Annotated in this window: 18 protein-coding genes; 2 read left to right on the forward strand and 16 right to left on the reverse strand. The window is 71.0% G+C overall.

Features of this window, described 5'->3' with window-relative positions; all coding sequences use genetic code 11:
* The 4 genes from ACFW5B_RS17165 to ACFW5B_RS17180 form a co-directional block, all read right to left on the reverse strand.
* Positions 1-1,821 carry an ABC transporter ATP-binding protein gene (locus tag ACFW5B_RS17165; RefSeq protein WP_386439677.1) on the reverse strand — a complete coding sequence of 607 codons (1,821 nt, stop codon included), beginning with the start codon at positions 1,819-1,821 and terminating at the stop codon, positions 1-3.
* On the reverse strand, positions 1,818-3,362 hold the full coding sequence (locus tag ACFW5B_RS17170; protein WP_386439679.1) for an aromatic amino acid lyase: 1,545 nt from the start codon (positions 3,360-3,362) through the stop codon (positions 1,818-1,820). The genes ACFW5B_RS17165 and ACFW5B_RS17170 overlap by 4 nt, the downstream gene beginning before the upstream one ends.
* On the reverse strand, positions 3,359-4,492 hold the full coding sequence (locus tag ACFW5B_RS17175) for a hypothetical protein (RefSeq protein ID WP_386439681.1): 1,134 nt from the start codon (positions 4,490-4,492) through the stop codon (positions 3,359-3,361). The genes ACFW5B_RS17170 and ACFW5B_RS17175 overlap by 4 nt, the downstream gene beginning before the upstream one ends.
* A gap of 247 nt (positions 4,493-4,739) precedes the next feature.
* Positions 4,740-5,231 carry a GNAT family N-acetyltransferase gene (locus tag ACFW5B_RS17180; RefSeq protein ID WP_386439683.1) on the reverse strand — a complete coding sequence of 164 codons (492 nt, stop codon included), beginning with the start codon at positions 5,229-5,231 and terminating at the stop codon, positions 4,740-4,742.
* A 97-nt stretch (positions 5,232-5,328) separates the two neighbouring features.
* Here ACFW5B_RS17180 and ACFW5B_RS17185 point away from each other — a divergent pair, with 97 nt between their 5' ends.
* Positions 5,329-5,826, forward strand: a complete 498-nt coding sequence (locus tag ACFW5B_RS17185) for a PH domain-containing protein (RefSeq protein WP_386439685.1) — start codon at positions 5,329-5,331, stop codon at positions 5,824-5,826.
* A gap of 28 nt (positions 5,827-5,854) precedes the next feature.
* On the opposite strand, the gene rfbA is transcribed toward ACFW5B_RS17185, so the two are convergent.
* The 11 genes from rfbA to ACFW5B_RS17240 form a co-directional block, all read right to left on the reverse strand.
* A complete protein-coding gene (gene rfbA / locus ACFW5B_RS17190) occupies positions 5,855-6,727 on the reverse strand; it encodes a glucose-1-phosphate thymidylyltransferase RfbA (protein WP_386439687.1) in 873 nt (290 codons plus the stop codon).
* Between the two features lie 21 nt (positions 6,728-6,748).
* Positions 6,749-8,125, reverse strand: coding sequence for a cation:proton antiporter (locus tag ACFW5B_RS17195; protein ID WP_386439689.1), 1,377 nt, complete (start codon positions 8,123-8,125; stop codon positions 6,749-6,751).
* Positions 8,122-8,700, reverse strand: a complete 579-nt coding sequence (locus ACFW5B_RS17200) for a flavin reductase family protein (RefSeq protein WP_386439691.1) — start codon at positions 8,698-8,700, stop codon at positions 8,122-8,124. Before ACFW5B_RS17200 ends, ACFW5B_RS17195 begins: the two co-directional genes overlap by 4 nt.
* 44 nt (positions 8,701-8,744) lie before the next feature.
* Positions 8,745-10,283, reverse strand: a complete 1,539-nt coding sequence (locus ACFW5B_RS17205; protein ID WP_386439693.1) for a tryptophan halogenase family protein — start codon at positions 10,281-10,283, stop codon at positions 8,745-8,747.
* A gap of 103 nt (positions 10,284-10,386) precedes the next feature.
* Entirely contained in the window at positions 10,387-11,616 is a 1,230-nt protein-coding gene (locus ACFW5B_RS17210; protein ID WP_386439695.1) for a methyltransferase domain-containing protein, read from the reverse strand.
* A 165-nt stretch (positions 11,617-11,781) separates the two neighbouring features.
* Complete coding sequence (locus ACFW5B_RS17215) at positions 11,782-12,393, reverse strand: dTDP-4-dehydrorhamnose 3,5-epimerase family protein (protein ID WP_386439697.1); 612 nt, start codon at positions 12,391-12,393, stop codon at positions 11,782-11,784.
* Positions 12,394-12,601: 208 nt separating this feature from the next.
* On the reverse strand, positions 12,602-14,443 hold the full coding sequence (locus ACFW5B_RS17220; RefSeq protein ID WP_386439699.1) for a BTAD domain-containing putative transcriptional regulator: 1,842 nt from the start codon (positions 14,441-14,443) through the stop codon (positions 12,602-12,604).
* A gap of 405 nt (positions 14,444-14,848) precedes the next feature.
* On the reverse strand, positions 14,849-15,364 hold the full coding sequence (locus ACFW5B_RS17225) for an O-acetyl-ADP-ribose deacetylase (RefSeq protein ID WP_386439701.1): 516 nt from the start codon (positions 15,362-15,364) through the stop codon (positions 14,849-14,851).
* Between the two features lie 193 nt (positions 15,365-15,557).
* The gene (locus ACFW5B_RS17230; protein WP_386439703.1) at positions 15,558-16,970 is read right to left on the reverse strand and encodes a phytoene desaturase family protein; all 1,413 of its coding nucleotides are present in this window, start codon (positions 16,968-16,970) and stop codon (positions 15,558-15,560) included.
* 49 nt (positions 16,971-17,019) lie between these two features.
* Positions 17,020-17,964, reverse strand: coding sequence for an inositol monophosphatase family protein (locus ACFW5B_RS17235; protein WP_386439705.1), 945 nt, complete (start codon positions 17,962-17,964; stop codon positions 17,020-17,022).
* Positions 17,965-18,218: 254 nt separating this feature from the next.
* Positions 18,219-20,138, reverse strand: a complete 1,920-nt coding sequence (locus ACFW5B_RS17240; protein WP_386439707.1) for a gamma-glutamyltransferase family protein — start codon at positions 20,136-20,138, stop codon at positions 18,219-18,221.
* Between the two features lie 325 nt (positions 20,139-20,463).
* On the opposite strand from ACFW5B_RS17240, the gene ACFW5B_RS17245 reads away from it, so the two are divergent.
* Positions 20,464-21,234 carry an NAD-dependent deacetylase gene (locus tag ACFW5B_RS17245; RefSeq protein ID WP_386439709.1) on the forward strand — a complete coding sequence of 257 codons (771 nt, stop codon included), beginning with the start codon at positions 20,464-20,466 and terminating at the stop codon, positions 21,232-21,234.
* Between the two features lie 56 nt (positions 21,235-21,290).
* Here the strand turns inward: ACFW5B_RS17245 and ACFW5B_RS17250 are convergent, their stop codons facing one another.
* Positions 21,291-22,466 (reverse strand): protein-L-isoaspartate(D-aspartate) O-methyltransferase, encoded by a 1,176-nt coding sequence (locus ACFW5B_RS17250; protein WP_386439711.1) that lies wholly within the window; start codon positions 22,464-22,466, stop codon positions 21,291-21,293.
* Positions 22,467-23,216 lie beyond the last annotated feature (750 nt).

Raw genomic sequence — 23,216 nt, forward strand, 5'->3', positions numbered from 1 at the left:
TCAGCGGACCGGGCTGGGCTCGGCCTCCGGTGTGCCGTCCGGCGCGTCCGGGACCAGCAGTTGGGTGGCGGCCAGTTCCCGGTACAGGTCGTCGGTCTCGACCAGTTCCTGGTGTGATCCGGCGGCCCGCACCCGGCCGTTCTCCATCACCAGGATCCGGTCCGCCTTGGTCACCGTCGACAGCCGGTGCGCGACCACCAGCACCGTGAACTCCCTCGACACCTCGACCACCACCTCCCGCAGCGCGGCCTCGTTCACCGCGTCGAGCTGGGAGGTCGCCTCGTCCAGCAGCAGCAGTCCGGGCTTGCGCAGCAGGGCCCTGGCGATCGCGATGCGCTGCCGTTCCCCGCCCGACAGCGCGCTGCCCCGGTGGCCCACGGCGGAGTCGAGCCCGTGGGGCAGCCGGTCGACCATCGCGGTCAGCCGGGTGCGCGCCAGCACCGCCCGGATCTCCTCGTCCGGCACCTCCCCCGGTATGCCGATCACCAGGTTCTCCCGCAGGGTTCCGGCCAGTACGGGGGCGTCCTGTTCCACATAGCCGATCGCCGCACGGAGGTCCGCCAGCGGCCAGTCGCGCACATCGGCCCCGTCGACCTCGATGGCGCCGCGCACCGGGTCGTAGAACCGCTCGATGAGCGAGAAGAGCGTCGACTTGCCGGCTCCCGACGGGCCGACCACCGCGGTCAGTCCGCGCGGCGGAATGGTGAAGTCGACCCCGTGGTGGACCATCGGGCTGTCCGGGGCGGGGTAGTGGAAGTGCACATCGCGGAACCTGAGCCCGGCGGGCGCCGCGCCGCACCGGTCGCCCGCGGGCGCGCTCTCCGGCACCTCCTCGACCTCCAGCTCCCGCACCTCACGGATCCGCCGCACCGCCGCGACCCCGGTGCTGAACGTGGACGCCGCGGTGATCAGCCCCGCCACCGGTTCGATCAGCGAGAACAGATGGAGCAGGAAGGCGATGAGGGTGCCGACGGGAATGGCTCCGGAGGCCACCCGGCCGCCGCCCACCCCGAGCACCACCAGGAACGACACGTGGATGGCGAGCAGTGCGCCGGCGCTGACCACGCCGTTGAGACGCGCCAGCCGCAGTCCGAAGAACCATGCCTGCCGGGTCGCGCTGTGCAGCTTCCCGGCTTCCTGGTGCTCGGCTCCCGAGGCCTTGATGGTGCGGAAACCGCCGAGCATCCGCTCCAGCACCGCGTTGATGTCGCCGATCGCCTCCTGGACCTTGGTGCTGTAGCGCTGGAAGAACGGCACCACGAAGCCGATGAGCGCCGCCGCCGACAGCAGCACGGCGAGCGTCACCAGCAGCAGGAACGGGTCCAGGAATCCCATCGCCACCACGATGGCGACCAGCATCAGCACGCCCTTGAGGGCGTCGACCAGCGTCTGGCTGGCCGCCTGCCGCAGCAGCGTGGTGTCCGAGGTGACCCGGGACATCAGGTCCCCCGGCCGGATGCGGTGGGTCTCCCCGATCCGCATCCGGATGATCCGGGACACCATCTCGCGCCGTGAGGTCAGGACGACCGTCTCCGCCACCCGGCCGAGCAGGTAGTAGCCGACACCGTTCATGACGGCCCCGCCCGTCACCGCCGCCGTCAACAGCAGCAGGGGCCCGGCCAGTCCGCCGTCCCGGCCCAGGACATCGATGATCCACTTGGCGATCACCGGCTGGGTCAGGCCGATCAGCGCACCGCACAGGGTGAGCAGCCCGCCCACCGCCACCGGCTTCCGGTGCGGGGCCAGGTAGGCCAGCATCTCCCGCCAGGCCGAGGCCTTCAGCATCGACGCAGCGGCCGGTTCGGTCTCGGGCGCTGTCACCCCTGTGACTCCCGCTCCGGACGGCCGGCGGACGAACCGTCGTCGGCGGCCAGCAGGTCCCCGGCGACCGCCCGCAGGACGTCCCGGGCGGCCCGCACCTCGGCCGCCAGGGGCCGGTCCGCCTCCAGCGGCGGCGAGATCTCGGCGAGCCGGGCCCAGGGCCCCGGCACCTCGGTGCTCTTGCCCAGCATGGAGGTCAGCTGCGCGACGGTGACACCGAGGGAGCCGATCACCAGCCACCCCAAGTCCAGGGCCTCCGCAACGGAGTTGGCGCCGTTGAGCGCCATCGGCACATGGTCCTGGTTCCAGCCGTTGGTGGGCAGTGTGGTCAGCGACGCGGGGTAGGCGAGCTGACGGATGCGCGAGACGAACGAGGTCGCGCTGAGCTGGACCCCGGCCAGTCCGGCACCGCGGCCCGGCCGCGGGGTGAGCATGGGCGGCAGATCGCCGTTGGTCACGGGGCTCACCAGCAGTCCGAGCTGACGCTCCGACAGGTAGGCCGCGGAGTGCAGCGCCAGACCGGTCTGCTCGGACGCGAACCCGACCGGCATGGCGTGGAAGTTGCCGCCGTGCAGGATCGCGTCCTCGAACACGATCGGGTTGTCGGTGCAGCCGTTGGCCTCCCGGCGCAGCAGCTCGCCGGCGAAGTCCAGCTGGTCGAGCACCGCACCGAGCACCTGCGGCGCACAGCGCAGGCTGTAGGGCTCCTGGAGCGGACGGGCCTGGTCGCGTTCCGCGCCCGCCGGAAGTTCCGCGCGGATCCAGCCGGCCGCACGCAGCTGGCCGGCCTGGCCGCGGGCGATGCCCAGACCCGGCTGGTAGTGCTCCGGGTTGGCGCCCAGCAGGCCGTTGATCCGGCCGGTGAGCAGGGCCGCGGCGCGCACCAGGGCGAGCGCGGACCGCTGGTTCACCAGGGCCAGCGCGAGGCCGACCCCGGTGCCGTTCACGAAGGCGAGCGCCTCCCGGACCGGCCAGACGAAGGGCCGCAGCCCGAGCGCGGCGAGCGCCTCCCCGGCGGGCCTGGTCTCCCACTGCCCGTCCGCGTTCCGCACCCATGCCTCGCCGACTCCGGTGTGGCTCAGCGCGGCGTGGGCGAGCGGCTGGAGGTCCCCACTCGCGCTGACCGTGCCGTGCCGCGGAATCGCCGGGACGAAGCCGGCGTTCCAGGCATCCGCCAGCCGCTGCCAGAACTCCGGTGACACCGCGGAGAAGCCCTTGCGCATGCTGTTCAGCCGCAGCCAGACGACGAGCCGGCACACCTCGGGCGGCAGCGGCTCGCCCTGGGCCGAGCCGAGGTGGGAGATCAGGCTGTCGCCCTGTTCCAGTTCGGACTCGGCCTCGAACAGCACCAGCGGGCCGAACCCCTGGGTGAGGCCGTATATGGGCTTGTCGGCGGCGAGTTCCTTGGCCACGGTGGCGGCACAGGCCTGCATCCGGGCGATGTCCTCGTCGCCCAACGGTGCCAGCCTGGCCTCCCATCCGGCGCTGCGGACGAGGTCAGCGAGCGAGAATTCGGCCCGGAATGCGGCGGAGATGGTCACGATGTGGCTCCTGCGTCAGTCGTTTCGGTTGTCTGTACGCGGCGGAATTTGCCGATCTCGGTGCGGTCGATCCGCTCGACGGCCCGCACCCGCCGGGGCCGCACACCGATCCGTTCGAAGGCCGCGGTCAGGTCGAGGTCCGCGACCTCGGTACCGGGTTCGAGCACCACGAGCAGCTCGATGTGCTCCCCGATCATGGGGTCGGTCACCGGACGCAGAGCGTGGTCCACGCAGTCGAGCACCGGCGCCAGCTGGTCCTCCAGCCGGTCGAGGTTGAATCGGCGGCCGTTGACGTTGACCAGCCGGGTGCGCCGTCCGGTGAACCGGAAGGCGCGGTCGCCCAACCGCTCGACGTGGTCGTCGAGTTCGCAGCTGTCCGGCGCCACGCCGTCGGTCAGGAAGGCCAGCCGGGGGCTGCGGATCTTCAGCGCCACCTCCCCCTCGCCCGCACGGACCGGGTCGGCGAAGGAGACGTCATCGATCAGGGACCAGTCCGGCGGGTCGCCCTCGGACCACTGGCGCGTCCCGACACCACCGGATTCGGTGGCCCCGAAGACCTCCACGATCCGGGCGCGGTCGGCACCCGCCTCGGCGAGGAAGTCCAGTGCGGCATCCGGAATCATGCCGCTGGCGTGCAGCACGGTCAGCTGATCGACGGAGCGGACCCACGGCAGATGGCGCCGCAGCAGCGAGAAGATCCACGGAATGGCCATCACCGCCCACCGCCGGTGCTCACCGACCGGGGGCAGCCGGCCGGTGAACTGCGGCCGGTACCAGACCGGAATGCCCAGCCGGGCCGGGACCAGCACGCTGGTCAGTGCGCCGTAGAGGTGCTGGGAGTGGACGAAGGACAGGACGGCCTCCGGCTGCCGCGGGGCGAGCAGCCGGGCCAGCATGCCGGCCTCGCTCCACATGAACGCCTTGGTGCGGTACCAGGTCTGTCCGGCTCCGGTGGTGCCCGAGGTGCGGAAGGCGACCGTCGACGGCAGTGCGCCCAGCACCAGCTCCTCGATGGCGTCGAGATCGCCGCGGAAGGTGTCCCAGCGCACGACCCAGGGTTCGTCGGTGATTCTCGGCGAGGCGAACCCCTCGGACAACAACTGCTCCGGTGTGAGCTCGAAGTAGGTCACAGGACGCTCCCTCAGGGTCTCGGCCCTTCGATGAAATGCCGTCACGTTCCGGCTGAAAAACGCTCGTCGGCCGCGCTCGGCGGGGAAGCCTTCCGCATCGGATGCACGGAAGGGAGCCGGTGCCGCAGAAAGCACCGGCCACGGTGATGAGGTCACCGGGCCCCGGAACCATAAAGCAGCGGGGTCAATTGGAGCCAGGAATTGCCCCAGGGGCGCACGTCTCGCCGGCGGGACGTGCGGACTGCGGCTATGCCGCTTCCAGCCATTCACTCCGCTCGACCTGGAAACCATAGAGATTCCAGTGGCGGCCACGGAAGTAGAGATGGTCCTTCAGGACGCTGAGCACCCGTTCGTCACCGGGCCGCATACCGAACGCCCCCAGGCTCGCCTCGGTGGTCTCGGTGATCACCCGGTCCACATTGAACATGGCGAACGCGTAGTTGATCGTCAGGGCGATCGCCTCGGACCCGGCGCCGAGCCGGTTGAGTTCCGGATCGAGATAGGTACCGCAGCGGATGTGCCCCGCCTGGTCGAGTGCGAAGAGCAGGCTGAATCCCAGCACCTTCCCGTCGGATTTGTTGACGACCTGAAAGGCCGCGTCGGAGCGGCGGGAAGGCCCCTCCGTCCGGCCGGTCGGCAGCCGGACGCTCTCCACTCCGGTCCGCAGCACCGTACGGAAGAAGTCCGCCTGATCGGCCGCGGTGGCCGGGCGGAGCAGAACCCGCCGTGTAGAAGTCAACGGAAAGATCACTCTGTTCTCGTTCAATTCCTTCACCTCACCCATCCTTCTTACAATGCGAGTTGAACCGGTCACCGGCCCTCGGCAAGGGAGAACCATGACGCAGACCCGGCAAGGTCCACCGGGAAACACTTTCGACCGCGCCACGGTCGCCTGGTGGCGGACCCGGCTGACGGTCTTTTTCGTCGTCCTGCTGGCGGTTCTGGTGCTGCACGCCGTCGTCCCCGGGCTGCTCCGCTTCGGCGGCCCCTGGCTGTTCGGCGTCGCGGCGGTGGTGGCCCTGCTGGCCGTGCCCACGGTGCTGCTGCTGCCGAAATGGTGGTTCGCGGTGCACCGCTGGGAAGTCACCGACACCGCGGTCCATGTGCGTACGGGCTACTTCCGGCAGCGGACACAGGTGGCGCCGCTGTCCCGGGTCCAGACGGTGGCCACGGTCCGCGGTCCGCTGCAGAAGCGCTTCGGCCTGGCCGGTGTCACGGTCACCACGGCCTCTGCGAAGGGCCCGCTGAAGATCGACGGCCTGCGGGAGAGCGTGGCGGAGGACGTGGTCCGGGAGCTCTCCCGGGTCACCGGCGCCGGCTCCCCCACCGGCTGACACGCCCCCACCGGCTGACGCCCCGCCGTCAGCCCACCGTCTGGGCCATCTCCATCAGGTACTTCCCGTACTCCGAGTTCTCCATCCCCGTGCCGAGCCGGTAGCAGTGCTCCGCGTCGATGTAGCCCATCCGCAGCGCGATCTCCTCCAGGCAGGCCACCCGGACGCCTTGGCGGTGCTGGATCACCTGGACGTACTGGCTGGCGGCGAGCAGGGTGTCGTGCGTCCCCGCGTCGAGCCAGGTGTATCCCCGGCCCAGCCGCACCAGGCTCGCCCGGCCCTGCTTCAGATAGACGCGGTTGACATCGGTGATCTCCAGCTCCCCGCGCAGCGACGGCGTCAGGTCCTTGGCGATCTCCACGACGTCGGAGTCGTAGAAGTAGAGCCCGGAGATCGCGTTGTTGGAACGCGGCCGCAGCGGCTTCTCCTCCAGCGAGACCAGATTGCCCTCGGCGTCCGTCTCCCCGATCCCGAACCGTTCCGGATCGGACACCGGATAGCCGAAGAGGGTGCAGCCGTCCAGCTCCTGCCGTGAGGAGCGCAGCAGGTCGGGAAAGCCGGCGCCGTGGAAGACGTTGTCCCCCAGGATCAGCGCCGAGGGCTCGTCGTTGATGTGTTTCTCGCCGATGAGGAGCGCCTCGGCGATCCCCCTCGGCTCTTTCTGGACGGCGAAGCTGAGGTTCAGTCCCAGCTGGGAGCCGTCACGGAGCAGTGCGCGCAGCGCGGGCAGGCTGTCCGGTGCGGAGATCACCAGGATGTCCCGCACCCCTGCCAGCATCAGCACCGACAGCGGGTAATAGACCAGCGGTTTGTCGTAGACCGCCAGTAACTGCTTGGAGGTCGCCAGCGTCAGCGGGTACATCCTCGTTCCACTGCCGCCGGCGAGCACGATCCCCTTCATCGGTCCGGCTCCTTTCTTCGGTCAGGTCGCCACGGGGCGTACGGGCTCCGGCGCCGGCCCGTCCACCGCGGGGTCGTTACGGATGAGCCGGCGCATCAGCGGCCCGGTGGCGGCGGTGGTGACCACCGCGATCAGCACCAGGACGGTGAAGCACAGCTGATTGATCAGTCCGGCCTTGAAGCCGATGGTGGCGATCACCAGTTCCGTGACGCCGCGGCAGTTCATCAGCGTGGCGAGCCGGACGGACTGCTTCCGGGGCAGTCCGGCGAGCCGGGCGGCGCCGCCCGCGCCGAGGAACTTCGTCAGCACGGCCGCCGCCAGTACGACGGCGAAGACCAGCCAGTTCAGCGGAGATCCGCCGATCAGCCCGATCGAGGTGCCGAGGCCCACCCCGGCGAAGAACACCGGCAGCAGCACGATCAGGGTGAAGCCCCGGAGCTGATGGCCGATGCGCTGCACCTTCTCCGAGTCCCTGGGCACGACGACGCCGAAGAGGAACGCCCCGATCACCGGGTGCAGATTGATCGCCTGGGTCATCCCGGAGAACGCGATCGCCCCCGCCAGCAGGACCACGGTGAGCAGCTGCTCGGACCGCATCCGCCGCACCAGCACCGCCAGTGCGGGCCGTACGCAGAGCACGGTGACCGCCATCAGCGCCATCGCCAGGTAGGCGGTCTCGGCCATCGAGGTGCTGCCGCCCTGCCCGGTGCCGGTGAGGATGAAGGTGAGCACGAGCCACGCCACCCCGTCGCCGACGGCCGCCGAGGACATCGACAGGGCACCGACCCTGGTCTGATCGATCCTGAGGTCCACCAGGACCCGGGCGAGGACCGGCAGCGCGGTGACGGACAGCGCCAGGCCGAGAAACAGCGCATAGGACGTCGGGGCCGTGCCGTGCGGCGCCAGCAGGGAACCGAGTCCACAGGCGAGGCCGACGCCCACGACGAACGGCAGCCCCATCCCGCCCAGTACGGTCGCGGCCACCAGGCGGGGGCGCTCGATGCGGTCGGTACGGAGTTCGCAGCCGAGCAGGAACATGAACACGACCAGGCCGAGCTGGCCCACCTTGTCCATGGTGTCCAGCACGGCGGGTGCGGCCAGCCACCGCATGGCCGCCGGCCACACCAGTCCGAGTGCCGACGGCCCGAGCAGCACACCCCCGAGCATCTCGCCCAGGACCGGCGGCTGCCCCAGCCTCCGCATCAGCTCGCCGAGCAGGTGACAGACCATCAGGATCACGGCCAGCACGAGCAGGAAGCGGGTGATCTGGTCGAGGGAGCCGGACGGCGTGCCGGAACTGAGCACATCGGCGGTCCACATCAGGACCGAGCCGATCAGCACCAGCAGGCCCGCACCCAGGCTCAGCCAGGTACGGCGACTCGTCGGGAGCGTCGTCATGGTGCGGTGTGGTGCCACCCCTGGGTGAGCGCCACGTCCTCCTTCCGGTCTTCCGTGGGGCCCCTCCGCGGCGGGGCGCCGGGCGCGTCGAAGAAGGTCCGCCGTCCGTACAGCAGCGGGCCGTACGGGCTGTCCCTCACGGCGGTCACCCCGACCACCTCGCCGTAGACCACTGTGTGGTCACCCACCACATGAATGGTGGTGGCCCGGCATTCGGCGATGGCATGGGTGCCGGCGCTCAGCCAGGGCAGGCCCAGCCGGGGCGACGGCTCCCAGGCGGTCCGCCGGAAGCGGTGCGGGGTGGGTGCGGCGAACAGCTCCGCGGTGGACCGCGCGTGGTCGTGCAGCAGATTCACCACGAATCCCCCGCAGTCCCGGATCGCCGCCAGGGTGCCGCTGTGCTGCTGGAGGCAGACCAGCAGGGTCGGCGGCGCAAGGGACACACTGGTGAGGGAGTTGCAGGTCAGGCCGTGCGGCTCAGCGGCGTCGTCCAGGGCGGTGAGCACCGTGACACCGGTGAAGTAGCTGCTCATGAACCCTCGGAAGGCATCGCCGGGTGGTATGTCCGCGTCCATCGAGGTCACCTTCTGATCGTGAACCGTGCCGAGGCGTACAGCGCTCAGTCGTTGAGGGCGGCCAGGTATTCATGGCAGCTGGGGAGGGCGGCCACCATCTCCGCTGCCTGCGCCTCGATGCGCGCGAACTCCGCCCGTGCCCGGGCCGGATCGAGGTGCTTCAGCGCGGGGTGCGGCGTGCGCGGGCGGTGGCCGAGGCCGAGGGTCATCGCATTCCACGAGTAGCTCTCGAACCCGTGGTAGTGCGGGTAGATGGTCTCCTCGTCGAGCAGCCGGGACTCGGCGAGTGCCAGGCGCTCCCGCAGCCCTTCCGGCATGTCCCGGACCTTGGCCTCCTTCCAGTACGGGGTGTCGTCCCGGCGGGCGGCCTTGTAGTGCAGGACCAGGAACTCCTTGACGCCGTCCACGGCGTTGCCGATCCGCCGGTTGTACGCGGCGATCTGGCCCTCGTCGAAGTGCTCGTCGGGGAAGTGCTTCACCAGCTGCTCGATGGCGTGCTGGATGAAGAAGATCCCGGTGGACTCCAGCGGTTCGACGAAGGCGCTGGAGAGGCCGATCGCCACGCAGTTCTTCACCCAGGAGTCCTGGTGCCGCCCGATCCGCATCCGGATGTGGTTGGCCTCCAGGTCGTCGCGGCCCGGCGCGACCGCGGCCCGCAGCTCGCGCTCGGCCTCCTCGGGGCTGATGAACTGGTCGGAGTAGACATATCCGTTGCCGTTGCGGCGGAACAGCGGGATGGTCCACATCCAGCCCGCCTTCATCGCGGTCGCCGTGGTGTACGGCGCCATGTCCGTCTCGGTCTCCCGCGGCACCCGCAGCGCCACCGCACGGTTGTTGGGCAGGACGTCCTCGAACGACTGGAACGCCGTGCCCAGCGTCTTGCTGATCAGCATGGCGCGGAAGCCGGTGCAGTCGATGAACAGGTCCCCGGAGAGCGCCCCGTGCTCGGCGGTCTGCACCTGGCTGATCCATCCGCGCTCGTCCTGGACCACCTGCTGCACGTTGTCGATGACGTGCTTGACCCCACGGGCGGTGGCGTAGCCGGCCAGGTACTTCGCGACCCGGTCGGCGTCGAAGTGGTAGGCGTACGGGAACTGGGCCCGCTGCTCGTCGAGTGTGGACCGGCCGAGGCTTCCGTCCAGCCCGGAGGCGAACAGCGAGCCGTCGAGCATCCTCGGCGAGCGCTTGGCCTCGCTCAGCGCGGTGGTCAGGAAGACCGAGCGGTCCATCGGCCGGCTCCGGTCGCCCAGCTCCAGCCACCAGTCGGCCAGCGAAAACCCGTCGACCATCCGCAGCCGCTCGAACGGGTGGTAGAAGTGGCCGCCGTCGCCGTGCCAGTTCTCGAACCGGATGCCGAGCTTGTAGCCGCCGGCGCACTTGGGCAGCCAGTCGGCCTCGTCCAGGCCCAGGTAGTCGAAGAAGTGCCGGACCGTGCTGAACGTCGCCTCGCCGACCCCGATCCGGGACACCGCCTCGGACTCCACCAGCGTCACATCGATCCGGTCGGCGAATGCCGCCTTCAAATAGCTGGCCGTCATCCAGCCCGCTGTGCCACCACCCACGATGACCACCGAACGAAGCATTGTCGAAACTCCTTTGGATTCTTCGTTGCCCGACGAAAGGGCAGCCCCGAGAAGCGGGGATTCAGCTGCTGGAACAAGCGGAGGGAGCCGGCACCGGAGGTGCTCACACGATGTGGACGTCAGGGACGTAGAGGATCCACTTGCCGCCGGCGGCGCGGAACGCCTGTTCCTTCGCCATGATTTCTTCGGCGTGGTTCCAGGCGAACAGCAGCGCGTAATCGGGGTACGGATCGGAGAACGCCCCCGGGGCGCGGACCGGGATATGCGTCCCCGGAGTCAGCCGTCCCTGCTTCGCCGGTGTGCTGTCCGAAACGAACGGAACCAGATCGGGTCCGATACCGCAAAGATTGGTGACCGTCGCGCTTTTCGCGGTGGCACCGTAACCCGCCACCGTCCGGCCCGCACTGCGCAGCCCGTCGAGCAGTTCGACCAGATCGGTGCGGATCTTGTTCACCTTCGCCCCGAAAGCCTGCAGTGTGGCGGGTTCCGCGATCCTCTTTTCCCGTTCTTCGGCGAGGAGTTCGGCCACGGCCGCCGACGGAGTCCGGGCACCCGCCGGGGCGAGAGCGTAGCGGACCTCGCCGCCGTGCACACCGAGCCGTTCGACATCGACCAACTCCAGACCATATCCGGCGGCCATCGCCTGAACCGACCTGGCGGTGAAGAAGAAGAAATGCTCGTCGTAGATCTGGTCGAAGGAGGTGCGCTCGAGGATGTCCCCGAGATAGGGGTCCTCGAAAAGGAACACGCCGGTGGGCGCCAGCAGTTCCTTCACACCCGTCAGAATGGATCCCATATAGGGGATGTGGCAGAGGGTGTTGGCCGCGTAGATGACATCCGCGGCACCGTCGTCGTTCCGGATCTCCCGTGCGGTGGATTCCTCGAAGAACGCCTTGCGCACCCGGATTCCCCTGGCGGCGGCCACATCCGCCACGCCGCCGGACGGTTCCACGCCCAGATGCCGGACACCGGCCTCGGCGAGCACCTTCAGCATGATCCCGTCGTTGCAGCCCAGTTCGACCACGAAGGGGTCCTGGCCGGTCAGCTCGGTGGTGAGCAGCCGCTTCGCGAGGCCCTCGAAGTGCGTGCGCATGAAGGCGGATCCGGACGAGTGGTACGGGTACTCCTCGTGGAACATCCGGCCGCGCGGCACCTCCTCCATCAGCTGCACCATCGTGCAGCTCGCACACATTCCCGTGGCGAGCCGGAAGAAGAACTCGTCCCGGTCATCCGCCCCGGGCACCACAAAGGCATCGGACAACGGCTGCCGTCCGAAATCGAAAAACTCATGGACAACGCCCTCGCAGACACGGCACACGGACTCGGTTGTCATCACCACTCCTGAGCAAACGAAGGAAACTGATGGGGGTACCACCTGCCGGGACCCGCAAGAATTTCCTGCGGGCGCCGGCGCACGGTCACATTCCGGGGGCTTCCGGCCTTGACGGAAGCCGGCCTCTCGCCCCTGACGGTGTCCCGCCAGCGAGACGGGGCCCGCTCACACTGCCACGCCCGCCCGGAGCCTCTCGTAGTGCACGAGGCATTCCGCATAGCCGGGCAGCATTCCCCTGGCCACCGCGGTCGCCAGGTCCGGAGCCCCGGCATCCTTGTCGGACATCGTCGGCACACCGTCCAGGGGCCAGGGAATACCGATCTCGGGATCCAGCGGGTTGATTTCAATCATCGTCCCCGGCACATAAGGCTCCGAGCACAGGTAGTTGACGCAGGCGTCCTCGGTCAGCGCGATGAACGCATGCCCCAGGCCGTCGGCCAGATACACCGACACCCCGGTCTCGGCGTCCTGCCGGGTGACCTCGTACGCCCCGAACGTGGGCGACCCCACCCGCAGATCCACCGCCACATCCAGAATCGAACCGCTGATGCAGGTGACGAGTTTGCCCTGGCCCGGGGACAGTTCGGTGGCATGAATACCGCGGACCGTATGGCGGCTGCTCAGCGAGCAGTTGGCCTGGCCGACCCGGAACGGATAACCGATGGCCTCGGAAAGCGCGCCGGACCGGGCCACCTCCGCGAAGACACCCCGTTCGTCATGATGAATTTCCGGGACGATACGGAAGGCGTTCGGTATCGATAATTCAGTGATCTCCATCGCACGAAACCTAGTCCCCCGAACTCCGCCTGTACATCGTGAATTTGCCAGGCACGGCCGGCGCACCCGAAAAACGGTGCGCGGCCCGGAATAATGGAGGAACGGCTTGTCCCGCCGCAACCCCCGGGCAGCAGAACCCGGTTCGCGCGCGCACCACTGCACCCGGCGGCGCGCCCTCGGCACCGGGCCGTTCCGCGGGTTCCCGGTGTCAGCCGGACATCGCCCGCGTCGAATGGAGCACCGTCTTGAGGCGGTGGACATGCCGGGCGTAGGCGAAGATCAGTGGGTTCAGCCGGAAGTTGTCCCGGACCGGCTCCTGCACGAGGTTCGCCTCCACCAGGACGTCCAGCCACCGTCGTGCGAGCCAGGGCGTGGCATCGGCCAGCGTCGCGGCGGACCGCAGCGTGAACCTGGGCTTGGGGCCAGCGCCCAGCATCCGGAACATCCGGCGGGCCTCGTCCGGCAGTGCGCGGTAGGACCAGTCGAAGACCGTTTTCAGCGAGGACTGCTCGTCCCCGAGCACCTCCAGCCACTCCAGCAGATCGCCCTCCCCGCACTGGCTGAGGCCGTGCTCCGGTGAGGGGAACATGCCGATGCGGGTGGCCGCGATGCGCAGGGCCAGCGGGAGGCCTCCGCAGACGTTCACCAGCTGCCGTGCCGCGGGATGGTCCCGGGCCACCAGCGGCCGGCCCACGAGGCGGCCCAGCAGCTCGACACCGTCCTCTTCCGCCATCCCGTCCAGAGTGATGCGCCGGGCACCGTCCCGCACGGTCAGACCGGCGAGACCGTTGCGGCTGGTGACGATCACCAGACAGGACGCGTCCCCCGGCAGCAGCGGCCGGACCTGCTGCACGGACACCGCGTTGTCCAGCAGGATGAGCAGCCTGCGTCCGGCCACCAGGCTGCGGAACAGGGTCCGTTGCCGTTCGAGGTCCCGGTCGGCCGGTGGCACGGCACCCAGCGCCTCCAGGAGATGCTGGAGCGCCTCCTCCGGTTCCGCGGGTCCCGCCTTCTCGCCGTAGCCCCGTAAGTCGAGCTGTAACTGCCCGTCCGGGAACCGCCAGGAGAGCGCATGGGCGAGCCGGACCGCGAGCGCCGTCTTGCCGATCCCGGGCGCGCCGTTGACCAGGATGACGGCGCTCTCCCCCGTGCTCTCGGCCGCCTTCACCATCTCGTGGAGCTGCTGGAGCTCGCCGGCGCGCCCGGTGAAGTCCGGTACATCGCGGGCGAGTTGGGCGGGAGCGATGGGAAGAACGGTGCTCTCGGCCGCCGTCTTCGGGGGCGACGGCCTGACGGACGGCCCGCTGCGCAGGATCTCCTCGTAGAAGCGCTGAATCCGCTCGCCCGGCTCCAGCCCCTGTTCCTCGGCGAGCCGGGTGCGCAGGTCGTGGTACTCCGTGACCGCCTCGGCCTGTCTGCCGAACCGTACGTAGCCGATCATCAGCAGATGGCGCAGCCGCTCCCGCAGCGGGTTCCTTCTCACCAGCGCCGTGAGGTCGGAGAGCTCCCCGCCGATGTCGGAGCCGTGATCCAGCTCGTAGAGCATCTCGATCCGGTCCTCGATGGCGGTGAGCCGCAGCTCGGCGAGGTACCTGCGCTCGGCCTCCGCGAACGGGCCGGACACGCCGCCGTACGGGATGCCGCGCCAGAGCGCCAGCGCGGCATCGAGTTCGGTGAGCGCTTCCCTCGTCGCCTGCGCGCCGCGCAGCGCCCGGGCCTGCTTGAGATGGACCTCGAACCGTTTGACGTCCACCTGGTCGGGCGCCAGCTGGAGCATGTAGCCGCGGCTGTCGGACACCAGCAGATCGGACGGCGCCCGGCGCGGGCGGGCCGGCTCCAGCCGGTGCCGCAGCCGGGCCACATAGGTGTAGACGCTGTTCATCGCGGTGGCCGGAGCCTCCGGTCCCCATACGGCCGCCACCAGTTCCTCGCGGCTGATGACCTGGTTGGCATGCGCGGCCAGTATCGCGAAGAGAGTGCGCTGTCGCGGCGACCCCAGCCCCATTTCCTGTTCGCCCTGGAAGACCGTGACCGGGCCTAAGAGTGTCACTTCGGTTGGCGCGCCCATCGCATGCACTCCCCAGTTCATGCACCCCCCGTTGGGTGCCCCGCCGCTTCTGCTCATCCCTGGTGAAGGGGACGGAAGAATTCCGGTCACGTGCTCCGTACCGGCCCGACATCCCACGTGCTGGCCTCGCCCACATCAGCGAGAAGACCGTCCCCCATACCCGACCAGCCACCCTACTTCTCGGGCCTCCACGGCCCTATGAGCGTATGTCAGAAAAATCTTCGGCGCCGGGGCTGAAACCGGACGGTGCGGGCTCGCGGCAGTGCGGCGGACCGGGACGGGACGGCCGCACAGGGCCGCTGAGTCTGTCTTGAATGGTGCGCCCTCTTGGCAAGAACTCGGGCGGACGCCCGGGGTCCGCCGGCGCCCCCGGCCCCCGCCGCGGTGTCAGCGCGCCTGCGCGGCGAAGGCCTCGTAGGCAGGTGCGTCGAAGAGAACGAAACGCGCCTCCTCGACGGCCGTCTCCGCCGCCCGCACCGCCGCGACGGCGATCCGGGCGGCATCCTCCATCGGCCAGCCGTACACCCCCGTGGAGATGGCCGGGAAGGCGACCGTCCGGGCGCCCAGGTCGTCGGCGACCCGCAGGGATTCGCGGTAGCAGGAGGCCAGCAGGTCGCTGCGGTCCTCGGCGGCGGAGTCCACCGGGCCGACGGTGTGGATGACCCAGCGGGCCGGCAGGCGGCCTGCGGTGGTGGCGACGGCCTGGCCGGTGGGCAGGCCTCGGCCGTACTGCGCGGCGCGCAGGGCGCGGCACTCGCCGAGGATCTCCGGGCCGCCGCGCCGGTGGATCGCACCGTCCACTCCCCCGCCGCCGAGGAGGGACGAGTTGGCGGCGTTGACCACGGCGTCCACGGCCTGCTCGGTGATGTCGCCCTGGACGAGGGTGAGGGAGATGGTGCTCATGGGGCCGAGCCTAGGCGGTGTTCGGCGGATTCCGGGGATTGGCGGACGGCGGGTGCTGGGGCGGTGCAGCGGGCGCCGCCGCGCTGCGCGGGTCGGGCGGGGCGCGGCTCCGCGGCAGGCCGGGCCGTGGCGCTTCGTGGCCGGCCCGGCCCGCGACTGTGACCGGCCGGCCCCGGGGCCAACTACCGCTCGCTCAGCGGCCGTTCGCCCGCAAGCGGCGCCAGACCCTCCTGGCGGCGTAGTGGCCGGACATGCCGTGGACGCCGGGGCCGGGTGGGGTGGCCTGGGAGCAGAGGAAGACGGCGGGGTGGGCGGTTTCGTAGGGGACGCGGGCGAGCTTGGGGCGGATGAGCAGGCGCAGGCCGGCCGCGGAGCCGGTGTTGGTGTCGCCGCCGACGTAGTTGGCGTTGCGGGCGGCGACCTGCGGCGGGCCGGCGACCGCGCGGGCCAGCACCAGGTCGCGGAAGCCGGGGGCGAAGCGCTCGATCTGCCGCTCGATGACCTCCGTGGCGTCGCCCTCCCAGCCGCTGGGGACATGCCCGTACGCCCAGAAGGTGTGCTTGCCCTCGGGGGCGCGGGTGGGGTCGATCAGGCTGGGCTGAGCGGTGATCAGGAAGGGGACGGACGGGTCCGCGCCATGGGTGGCGGCGTTGAGCGAGGCGCCGATCTCGCCGCTGGTGGGGCCGATGTGGACGGTGCCGGCGCGCCGGGCCTCCTCGGCGGTCCACGGCACCGGGGCCGACAGCGCGTAGTCGACCTTGAAGACGCTGGGGCCGTACTTCACCTCGCGGTAGGCGTTGCCCAAACCGGCGATCCGGGCGAGCGCGGTCGGTGAGGTGTCGAAGACATACGCCCGGGCCGGCGGCAGATCGTCCAGGCGCTTGACCTCGAAGTCGGTGTGCACCACGCCGCCATGGGCGCGCAGCAGACCGGCGAGCGCGTCGGAGATGGCCTGGGAGCCGCCGCGCGGCACCGGCCAGCCGTTGTGGTGGGCGGCGAGCGCGAACATCAGGGCCATGCCGGAGGTTCCGAAGCCGCTGAGCGGGGCATTGGCGTGCGCCCCGAGCCCGGCCATCAGTCCGCGGGCCTTCGCGTCGCGGAAGCGGCGGTTGAGGAGGCTGACCGGCTGCATCCCGACCAGGCCGAAGCGGGCGTAGGTCACCGGGTCCTGCGGCAGGCCGAGCCACTGGGTGCGCAGGAAGTCGTGGGCCATGGTGTCCCACTTGCCGATGAAGGGCGCCATCAGCCGGCGGTACGCACCGGCGTCGCGCGGTCCGAAGGACATCGCGGTCTCGCCGACGGAGTGGGCGAGCACGGCGGCCGTGCCGTCCGGGAAGGGGTGCGCCATCGGGAGGTCGGGGTGCAGCCATTCGAGGCCGTAACGGTCCAGCGGCATCGCGGAGAAGGCCGGCGAGCCGGCGCCGGTGGGGTGCACCGCCGAGCAGGGGTCGTGGCGGAAGCCGGGGAGGGTCAGCTCCTCGGTACGGGCGCCGCCACCGATGGTGTCGCGGGCCTCGAAGACCTCCACGGCCATGCCGCGGCGGGCCAGTTCAACGGCCGCCGTGAGGCCGTTGGGCCCCGCCCCGATCACCACGGCATCGAGCATCCTCGCCACCTGCGCCACTCCCCTCACATCCGGCCCTCGTCCTTGAGGGTCAGTTGGCGGCCGCCAGCAGTCCGAGGATACGCCGCGCCGTTTCGGCGTCCCGCGCCGCGGTGAAGGGCAGCGCATTGCCGCCTTCGATACGGAACGGCTGCCCGGCGACCGTGCCGCTGGCACCGCCCGCCTCATGGACCAGCAGCAGCCCGGCCGCGTGATCCCAGGCGTTCTCCCAGCTGAAGGCCGTGGCGTCGATCTCGCCGCGGGCTATGTGCAGATACTCCAGGCCCGCCGAGCCACAGGGGCGCGGGGCGATCCCGCCGGTCTCCAGGGTGGCGAGCACCCGCTTCTGCTCGTCGTCGGTGAAGTCGTAGTGGGAGGTGGCGACGTCGAGGACCGCACCGGAGGACGGGCTGCCGGCCTGGAGCGGTATGCCGTTCAGCCGGGCGCCGGCGCCGCGGCGGGCGATCGCCATCAGGCCGAGCGCGGGGGCGTACGTCCAGGAGGCCAGCACCTCGCCACGGTGGGCGAGCGCGACGAGCGTGCAGAAGCCCGGGTCGCCGTGCACGAACTGGCGGGTGCCGTCGACCGGGTCGACGATCCAGACGGGGGCCTCGCCGTGCAGCGCGTCGAGCACCCGCGGGTCGGCGTGCACCGCCTCCTCGCCGACCACCCGGGAGCCGGGCAGCAGGGCCGTGAGGGAGGCGGTGAGGTGCTCCTCGGCGAGCCGGTCGGCGACCGTGACGAGGTCGTGCGGCCCGTTCTTCTCGACGATGTCCTCGGCGGCGAGCTGCCGGAAACGCGGCATGATCTCGTCGGCCGCGGCGCGGCGAACGGCGGCCTCGACGGCGGCCAGGTCCAGCGCCGCCAGGTCGAGCGACGAGGCGTGCGGGGCGGCGGGCGAGGGCACGGTGGCCGGGGCCGTCGCGGCGGACGGAGCGGGGGTGGTCGGGGTAATCGCGGTCTCTCCCGATTCTTGGGTACGAAGTGCTTCGATCATGCGTCCATCGAAACACGAGCCACTGACACGAGGACTGGACTCCAGGTGAATTCCCGATGCCGCGGGGGGCACGGGCGGGGGTGGGGGCGCGCCGCCAGGTGAGCCCCGGACACTCAGCGCCGGCCACCGGGCCGCCCCGGCCACCTGGCCTCCCGGCGCCCCGGCAGCCCGGCAGCCCGGCCACAACGGAGCGCCCCAGCCCCCCAAGCCCCCAACCCCTCTCCGCCCCGGCCCCTCGCCCCCTCAGCGCCCCCTCAGCGCCCCACCGCGTACCCCTGCATCCCCCGCGGGTTCGCCGCCGCGGACAGCACCCCGGTCTCCGGGTCGCGGGCGACCGCGCACAGCCGCCCCTCGGACCAGGCGTCACCCACCGTGACCCGATGACCACGTCGGCGCAGCCCGTCGATGACCCCGTCGCCGATCCGGGACTCCACGGTCACGCTCCCCGGCCGCATCCCGCGGGGGTAGAAGGAGCCGGGGAAGGAGTCGTTGTGCCAGTTCGGGGCGTCGACGGCGCCCTGGAGGTCGAGGCCGCCGCGGACCGCCCCGCGCAGCGCCACGGCCAGGAAGAAGTGCACCTGCCACTGGTCCTGCTGATCGCCGCCGGGCGTCCCGAAGGCCATCACCGGGACCCCGTCGCGCAGCGCCAGGGACGGGGTGAGGGTGGTCCGGGGGCGGCGCCCGGGGGTGAGCGAGTTGGGCAGGCCCTCCTCCAGCCAGGCCATCTGCAGCCGGGTGCCGAGCGGGAAGCCGAGTTCCGGGACGACGGGGTTGGACTGGAGCCAGCCGCCGGACGGGGTGGCGGAGACCAGGTTCCCCCAGCGGTCGACGACGTCGATATGGCAGGTGTCGCCACGGGTGGCGCCGTTGCGGTCGGTCTCCGGCGCGACATCCGCCGGTACTCCGCCGGGCCCCGCAGTCCCCACCGCCCCGGACACCGCCGCGCCAGGCGCTCCGGGCCCCGCCGTCCCCGGTCCCCCGTGCGCGACGGTCGGCTCGCCCGCCCCGCTCCCGGAGGCGCCCCGCACCTCACAGCCGGCATCGAGGCCGCCGCCGCTCGCCGCCACCGCGTGCTTGCTGATCCGCGGGGTGCGGCCGTCCGGGCTGCCGGGGCGCAGCTCGTACGAGGCGTGCTCGCCGATGAGGTCCCGGCGGGCGGCGTTGTACCCGTCGCTCAGCAGGGCGTCGAGCGGCACCTCGGCGGCATCGCCGTACCAGGCCTCGCGGTCGGCCATCGCCAGCTTGCAGCCCTCGATGAGCAGATGGACGTACTCCGGGCTGCCGTACGCGGGCAACTCCGATGGAAGCAGGGCGAGTTGCTGGAGGAAGGCGGGGCCCTGGGACCAGCCGCCGGCCTTGGCGACGGTCCAGCCGTTCCAGTCGTGGGTGACCGGCGCCTCATAGGCCGCGGAGAAGGCGGCCAGGTCGTCGCCGGTGAGGGTGCCGGCGTGGCGCTCGCCCGATGTGTCCATGGCGGGACGGGCCGCGTAACAAGCGAGCGCCTCGCCGATGAAGCCCTCGCGCCAGATACGGCGGGCCGCCTCGATCTGCGCCGCCCTGCCGCTCGCGGCGGCCTCCGCCTCGGCGGTCAGCCGGCGCCAGGTCGCGGCCAGCGGCCGGTTCCTGAGCAGCCCGCCGGGGGCGACGGGGCGGCCGTCCGGGAGATAGATCTCGGCGGAGGAGGTCCACTCCGTCTCGAAGAGTTCGCGGACCGTTTCGATGGTCGCACCGATCCGCTCGACGGCGGGATGCCCGTGCTCGGCGTAGCCGATGGCGTACCGCAGCACCTCGGCCAGGGACTTGCTGCCGTGGTCGCGCAGCAACAGCATCCAGGCGTCGAAGGCTCCGGGGACCGCCGCGGCGAGCGGTCCGGTGCCGGGCACCAGGTCGAGGCCCAGCGAGGTGTAGTGCGCCACGCTCGCCCCGGCCGGTGCCGGACCCTGGCCGCACAGCACCCGTACGGGCCCGTCCGCGGGCGCCAGGATGATCGGCACCTCACCCGCCGGACCGTTCAGATGCGGCTCGACGACATGCAGCACGAAACCGGCGGCCACTGCTGCGTCATAGGCGTTGCCGCCGTCCTCCAGGACGGCCATCGCGGACTGGGACGCCAGCCAGTGCGTGGTGGAGGCCATGCCGAAGGTGCCTTGGAGGGTCGGGCGGGTGGTGAACACGGTGACTCCTCTGTGGTGCGGTGGGAGCGGTACGGGCGGGCCGCTCGGGCGCGGGGCGACCGTGGCAGTCGGCGGGCCATGACAGTCGGCGGCCGGCCCCGTCGCGATCGTACGGACGGGCCTGGCGGTGGCGGGCGTCGTGGGCGGATCGCGGGGGCGGCGCATGGGGGCGGGGCCACCGCGGGCCGGGCTCCGGACACGGGCGTGGTGCCGGACGGCCACGACCGGCTCCCGGCCGCGCTCGCCCACCGGCACGCCCCCGGCCGGCATCCCGGCACCGATAACTGACAAGACGGCCGGGCCTCGGGCTGCCTACGCTCGCCCCATGACCGGCAACCAGCCCTCCCCCGACCAGCCGCCCCGCCGCCCCCTCGTCGCGATCCTCACCGGAGCGGGGATCTCCACCGACTCCGGGATTCCCGACTACCGCGGGCCGAACGGGCTGTGGCGGCGCGACCCGGAGGCGGAGAAGCTGGTCACCTACGACGCGTACATGGGCGATCCGGAGATCCGGCGGCGCTCGTGGCGGATGCGGCAGGAGAGCCCGGCGTTCCGGGCGCAGCCGAACGCCGCGCACGAGGCGGTGGCCGGGCTGGAGCGGTCCGGCACCCCGGTGCGGGTGATCACCCAGAACGTCGACGGGCTGCATCAGCGCGCGGGCATGCCCGGCCGCAAGGTGCTCGAACTGCACGGCACGGTACGGGCGGTCACCTGCACCCGCTGTCATGCCCGGTCGTCGATGGAGGAGGCACTGGCGCGGGTGTCGGCGGGCGATCCCGATCCGGCGTGTCTGGTGTGCGGCGGGATTCTGAAGTCCGCGACGGTGATGTTCGGTGAGCGGCTGGACCCGCAGGTGCTCGGCACGGCACTGGGCGTGGCGAAGGCGGCGGAGATCTTCCTGGCGGTCGGCACGACACTCCAGGTCCAGCCGGCCGCCTCGCTCGCGGGCGTGGCCGTGGAGCACGGCGCCCGGCTGATCATCGTCAACGCCGAACCGACGCCGTACGACGCGCTCGCCACCGAGGTGATCCGCGAGCCGATCGGCAGCGCACTGCCCCGGCTGCTGACCGAACTGGCGGCGCATTCCGAACGGTGACCGGCGCAAAGGCTCCGCCCATGCACCACGGCGGCAACGCACGGACGGAGCCGGTCTCAAAGAGTCCAAGAGTTGGCCGGGTCGTCCAGCCACACGCTTTCGCCTTCAGTGGTCACGGTCAGACCGAACCGCGAGTGGTCCGGGCGGCCATGGCCGTCCCACCATCGGTACGCACTCTCCACTTCGTCCCAGAGGCGGCGCGGGCCGTCCTGCCACACACGGGCCGGCTTGCCGTCCCGGAACTGCGCACACGCCCATGAGTGGTCACTCAGTCCGTAGAACCAGACCGGCCGGGCGCCGTCCTTCTTGTCCGCCTCGACGTACGAGCACTGAGGGACGCGGAGTCCCATGGCGAATCGCTCCGGGCCGAATCGCTCCCCGACGAACTCCGCTTCGGTGAGCGTCGTGGACGACTCGACACCGTCCATCACGCTCCGCGTGACGTACTCGGAGTGCGCCCGGGGAACGAACCGTTGGGAGCGGAGCTTCATGAACTCCACGGGGCCGGTGAAGGCACCCGATGCGCTCTGACCGTCCGAGGCCACCGTCAGGCGGGCCACCGCGTCGGCGTGGGTGTAGTTCGTCCCCCACGGAGTCACGATGACCCCGCCGGGCCGGCACTGCTCCACCCATGCGAACGGGAGGGAACGGAGACCACACGTAGCGATCACCCGGTCGTACGGCGCTCCCCCCGGGTAGCCCTGGAACCCGTCGCCGTGGACCGCGCGCACGGGGATTCCCAGCCGCTCCACCGTCGCCATGGCAGCCGTGGCCACCGCCCGGTCGACCTCCACCGTGGTCACGCACCCCGGCCCCGCACGGTGAGCCATGAGCAACGCATTCCAGGCTGTGGCGGTGCCGATCTCCAGGACCTTGTGACCGGGCCGGAGGTCCAGGTCTTGGAGCATCCGGAACACCACGGAGGGCATGGACGCGGAGCTGGTCGGCACGTGCCCCGGAGCGGTGCCGGTGTGCTTCCCGTCGTCCCACTGGGTGACGATCGGTACGTCGGAATCCGCGAACTTACGCCACCTGGCTGGGTCTTCCCCTCTGGAAACGGCCACGCTCCGGCCGGCCTCCATGTCGAACGGCCACATGAGGTCCGGCAACACGGAAGAGCGGGGAACGGCCGCGTATGAGGGTGCCCAGTCGGAGGAGAGAGCCCCGGAAGACATGAGGGCACGCCTCGGCCCGTCAAGGCCGGGGCGCCCCTTGTGTGCGTCGGTGGCCATTGCTCAGACAGCCTTGGGCGGGTTGGGGACGCCGGGGCCACCGTCGGGGGTCGGGGGCGTCTGCGGGCCCGGCCACGGCTCACCCGGGACTTTGTCGCCACCGTCGTTCGCACGAATCGTGATCACGTTTCCTCCTGATTGTCTTCTGATGATGGTTCACCCGTCCGACCGGTGTTGCCCGTGGAGTCGCCCGGCGCCTTGGCCGTCCCCACGTCTCCTCTCGCGGGTGGTGACGCACCGATCTCCACAGCCCTCCCGTCATGCTGCGGATGACGCCGGAGCAACACCCGGCAGTCCACCGTCCTCGTCCGGTCGCCGGCCTTTTCGGCCGCCTTCAACTCCCGTGTCAGGTCGGTGCACTTCGTGCAGCTCACGGCATGCCCCGCTGCCGGGCCCGCCGGAACTTCGCCAGGGCCCGGAGCTGTCGCCCCTCGCCCTCCGTCCCCGGCCGCAGACGGCCGTATGGCCCGGATCACGCCCGTACCTCCCTTCCGTGGGGATGGCCCGCGATCACGCCGTTGAGGCTCCGGACCTCCAGCGGACGGCCCGCCCGGCGGGCCGCCTCCCGGTCCCTGCCGCAGGGTTCGCACACGTCGCACCCCGGAACAGGAACCGGCTCCAGCTTCGGGCCGCCCGACACCGGGTCCGCTGATACGCATTGCTCAGCCATCCGAACCTCTCACTGTGTGTGGCTGGTTGGTGACAAGAATGGGGTAAGGATCGGTACTGTGAGGGGCGATTCAACGCCCA

It is taken from the genome of Streptomyces sp. NPDC058773 (assembly GCF_042746015.1).
GTDB lineage: Bacteria > Actinomycetota > Actinomycetes > Streptomycetales > Streptomycetaceae > Streptomyces.

Coding starts and splice junctions, on each gene's coding strand:
- ACFW5B_RS17250 (WP_386439711.1), bottom strand. CDS start 22,466: ATGGCCACCGACGCACACAAGGGGCGCCCCGGCCTTGACGGGCCGAGG.
- ACFW5B_RS17205 (WP_386439693.1), bottom strand. CDS start 10,283: ATGCTTCGTTCGGTGGTCATCGTGGGTGGTGGCACAGCGGGCTGGATG.
- rfbA (WP_386439687.1), bottom strand. CDS start 6,727: ATGAAGGGGATCGTGCTCGCCGGCGGCAGTGGAACGAGGATGTACCCG.
- ACFW5B_RS17230 (WP_386439703.1), bottom strand. CDS start 16,970: ATGCTCGATGCCGTGGTGATCGGGGCGGGGCCCAACGGCCTCACGGCG.
- ACFW5B_RS17210 (WP_386439695.1), bottom strand. CDS start 11,616: ATGACAACCGAGTCCGTGTGCCGTGTCTGCGAGGGCGTTGTCCATGAG.
- ACFW5B_RS17235 (WP_386439705.1), bottom strand. CDS start 17,964: ATGATCGAAGCACTTCGTACCCAAGAATCGGGAGAGACCGCGATTACC.
- ACFW5B_RS17195 (WP_386439689.1), bottom strand. CDS start 8,125: ATGACGACGCTCCCGACGAGTCGCCGTACCTGGCTGAGCCTGGGTGCG.
- ACFW5B_RS17215 (WP_386439697.1), bottom strand. CDS start 12,393: ATGGAGATCACTGAATTATCGATACCGAACGCCTTCCGTATCGTCCCG.
- ACFW5B_RS17225 (WP_386439701.1), bottom strand. CDS start 15,364: ATGAGCACCATCTCCCTCACCCTCGTCCAGGGCGACATCACCGAGCAG.
- ACFW5B_RS17245 (WP_386439709.1), top strand. CDS start 20,464: ATGACCGGCAACCAGCCCTCCCCCGACCAGCCGCCCCGCCGCCCCCTC.
- ACFW5B_RS17200 (WP_386439691.1), bottom strand. CDS start 8,700: ATGGACGCGGACATACCACCCGGCGATGCCTTCCGAGGGTTCATGAGC.
- ACFW5B_RS17185 (WP_386439685.1), top strand. CDS start 5,329: ATGACGCAGACCCGGCAAGGTCCACCGGGAAACACTTTCGACCGCGCC.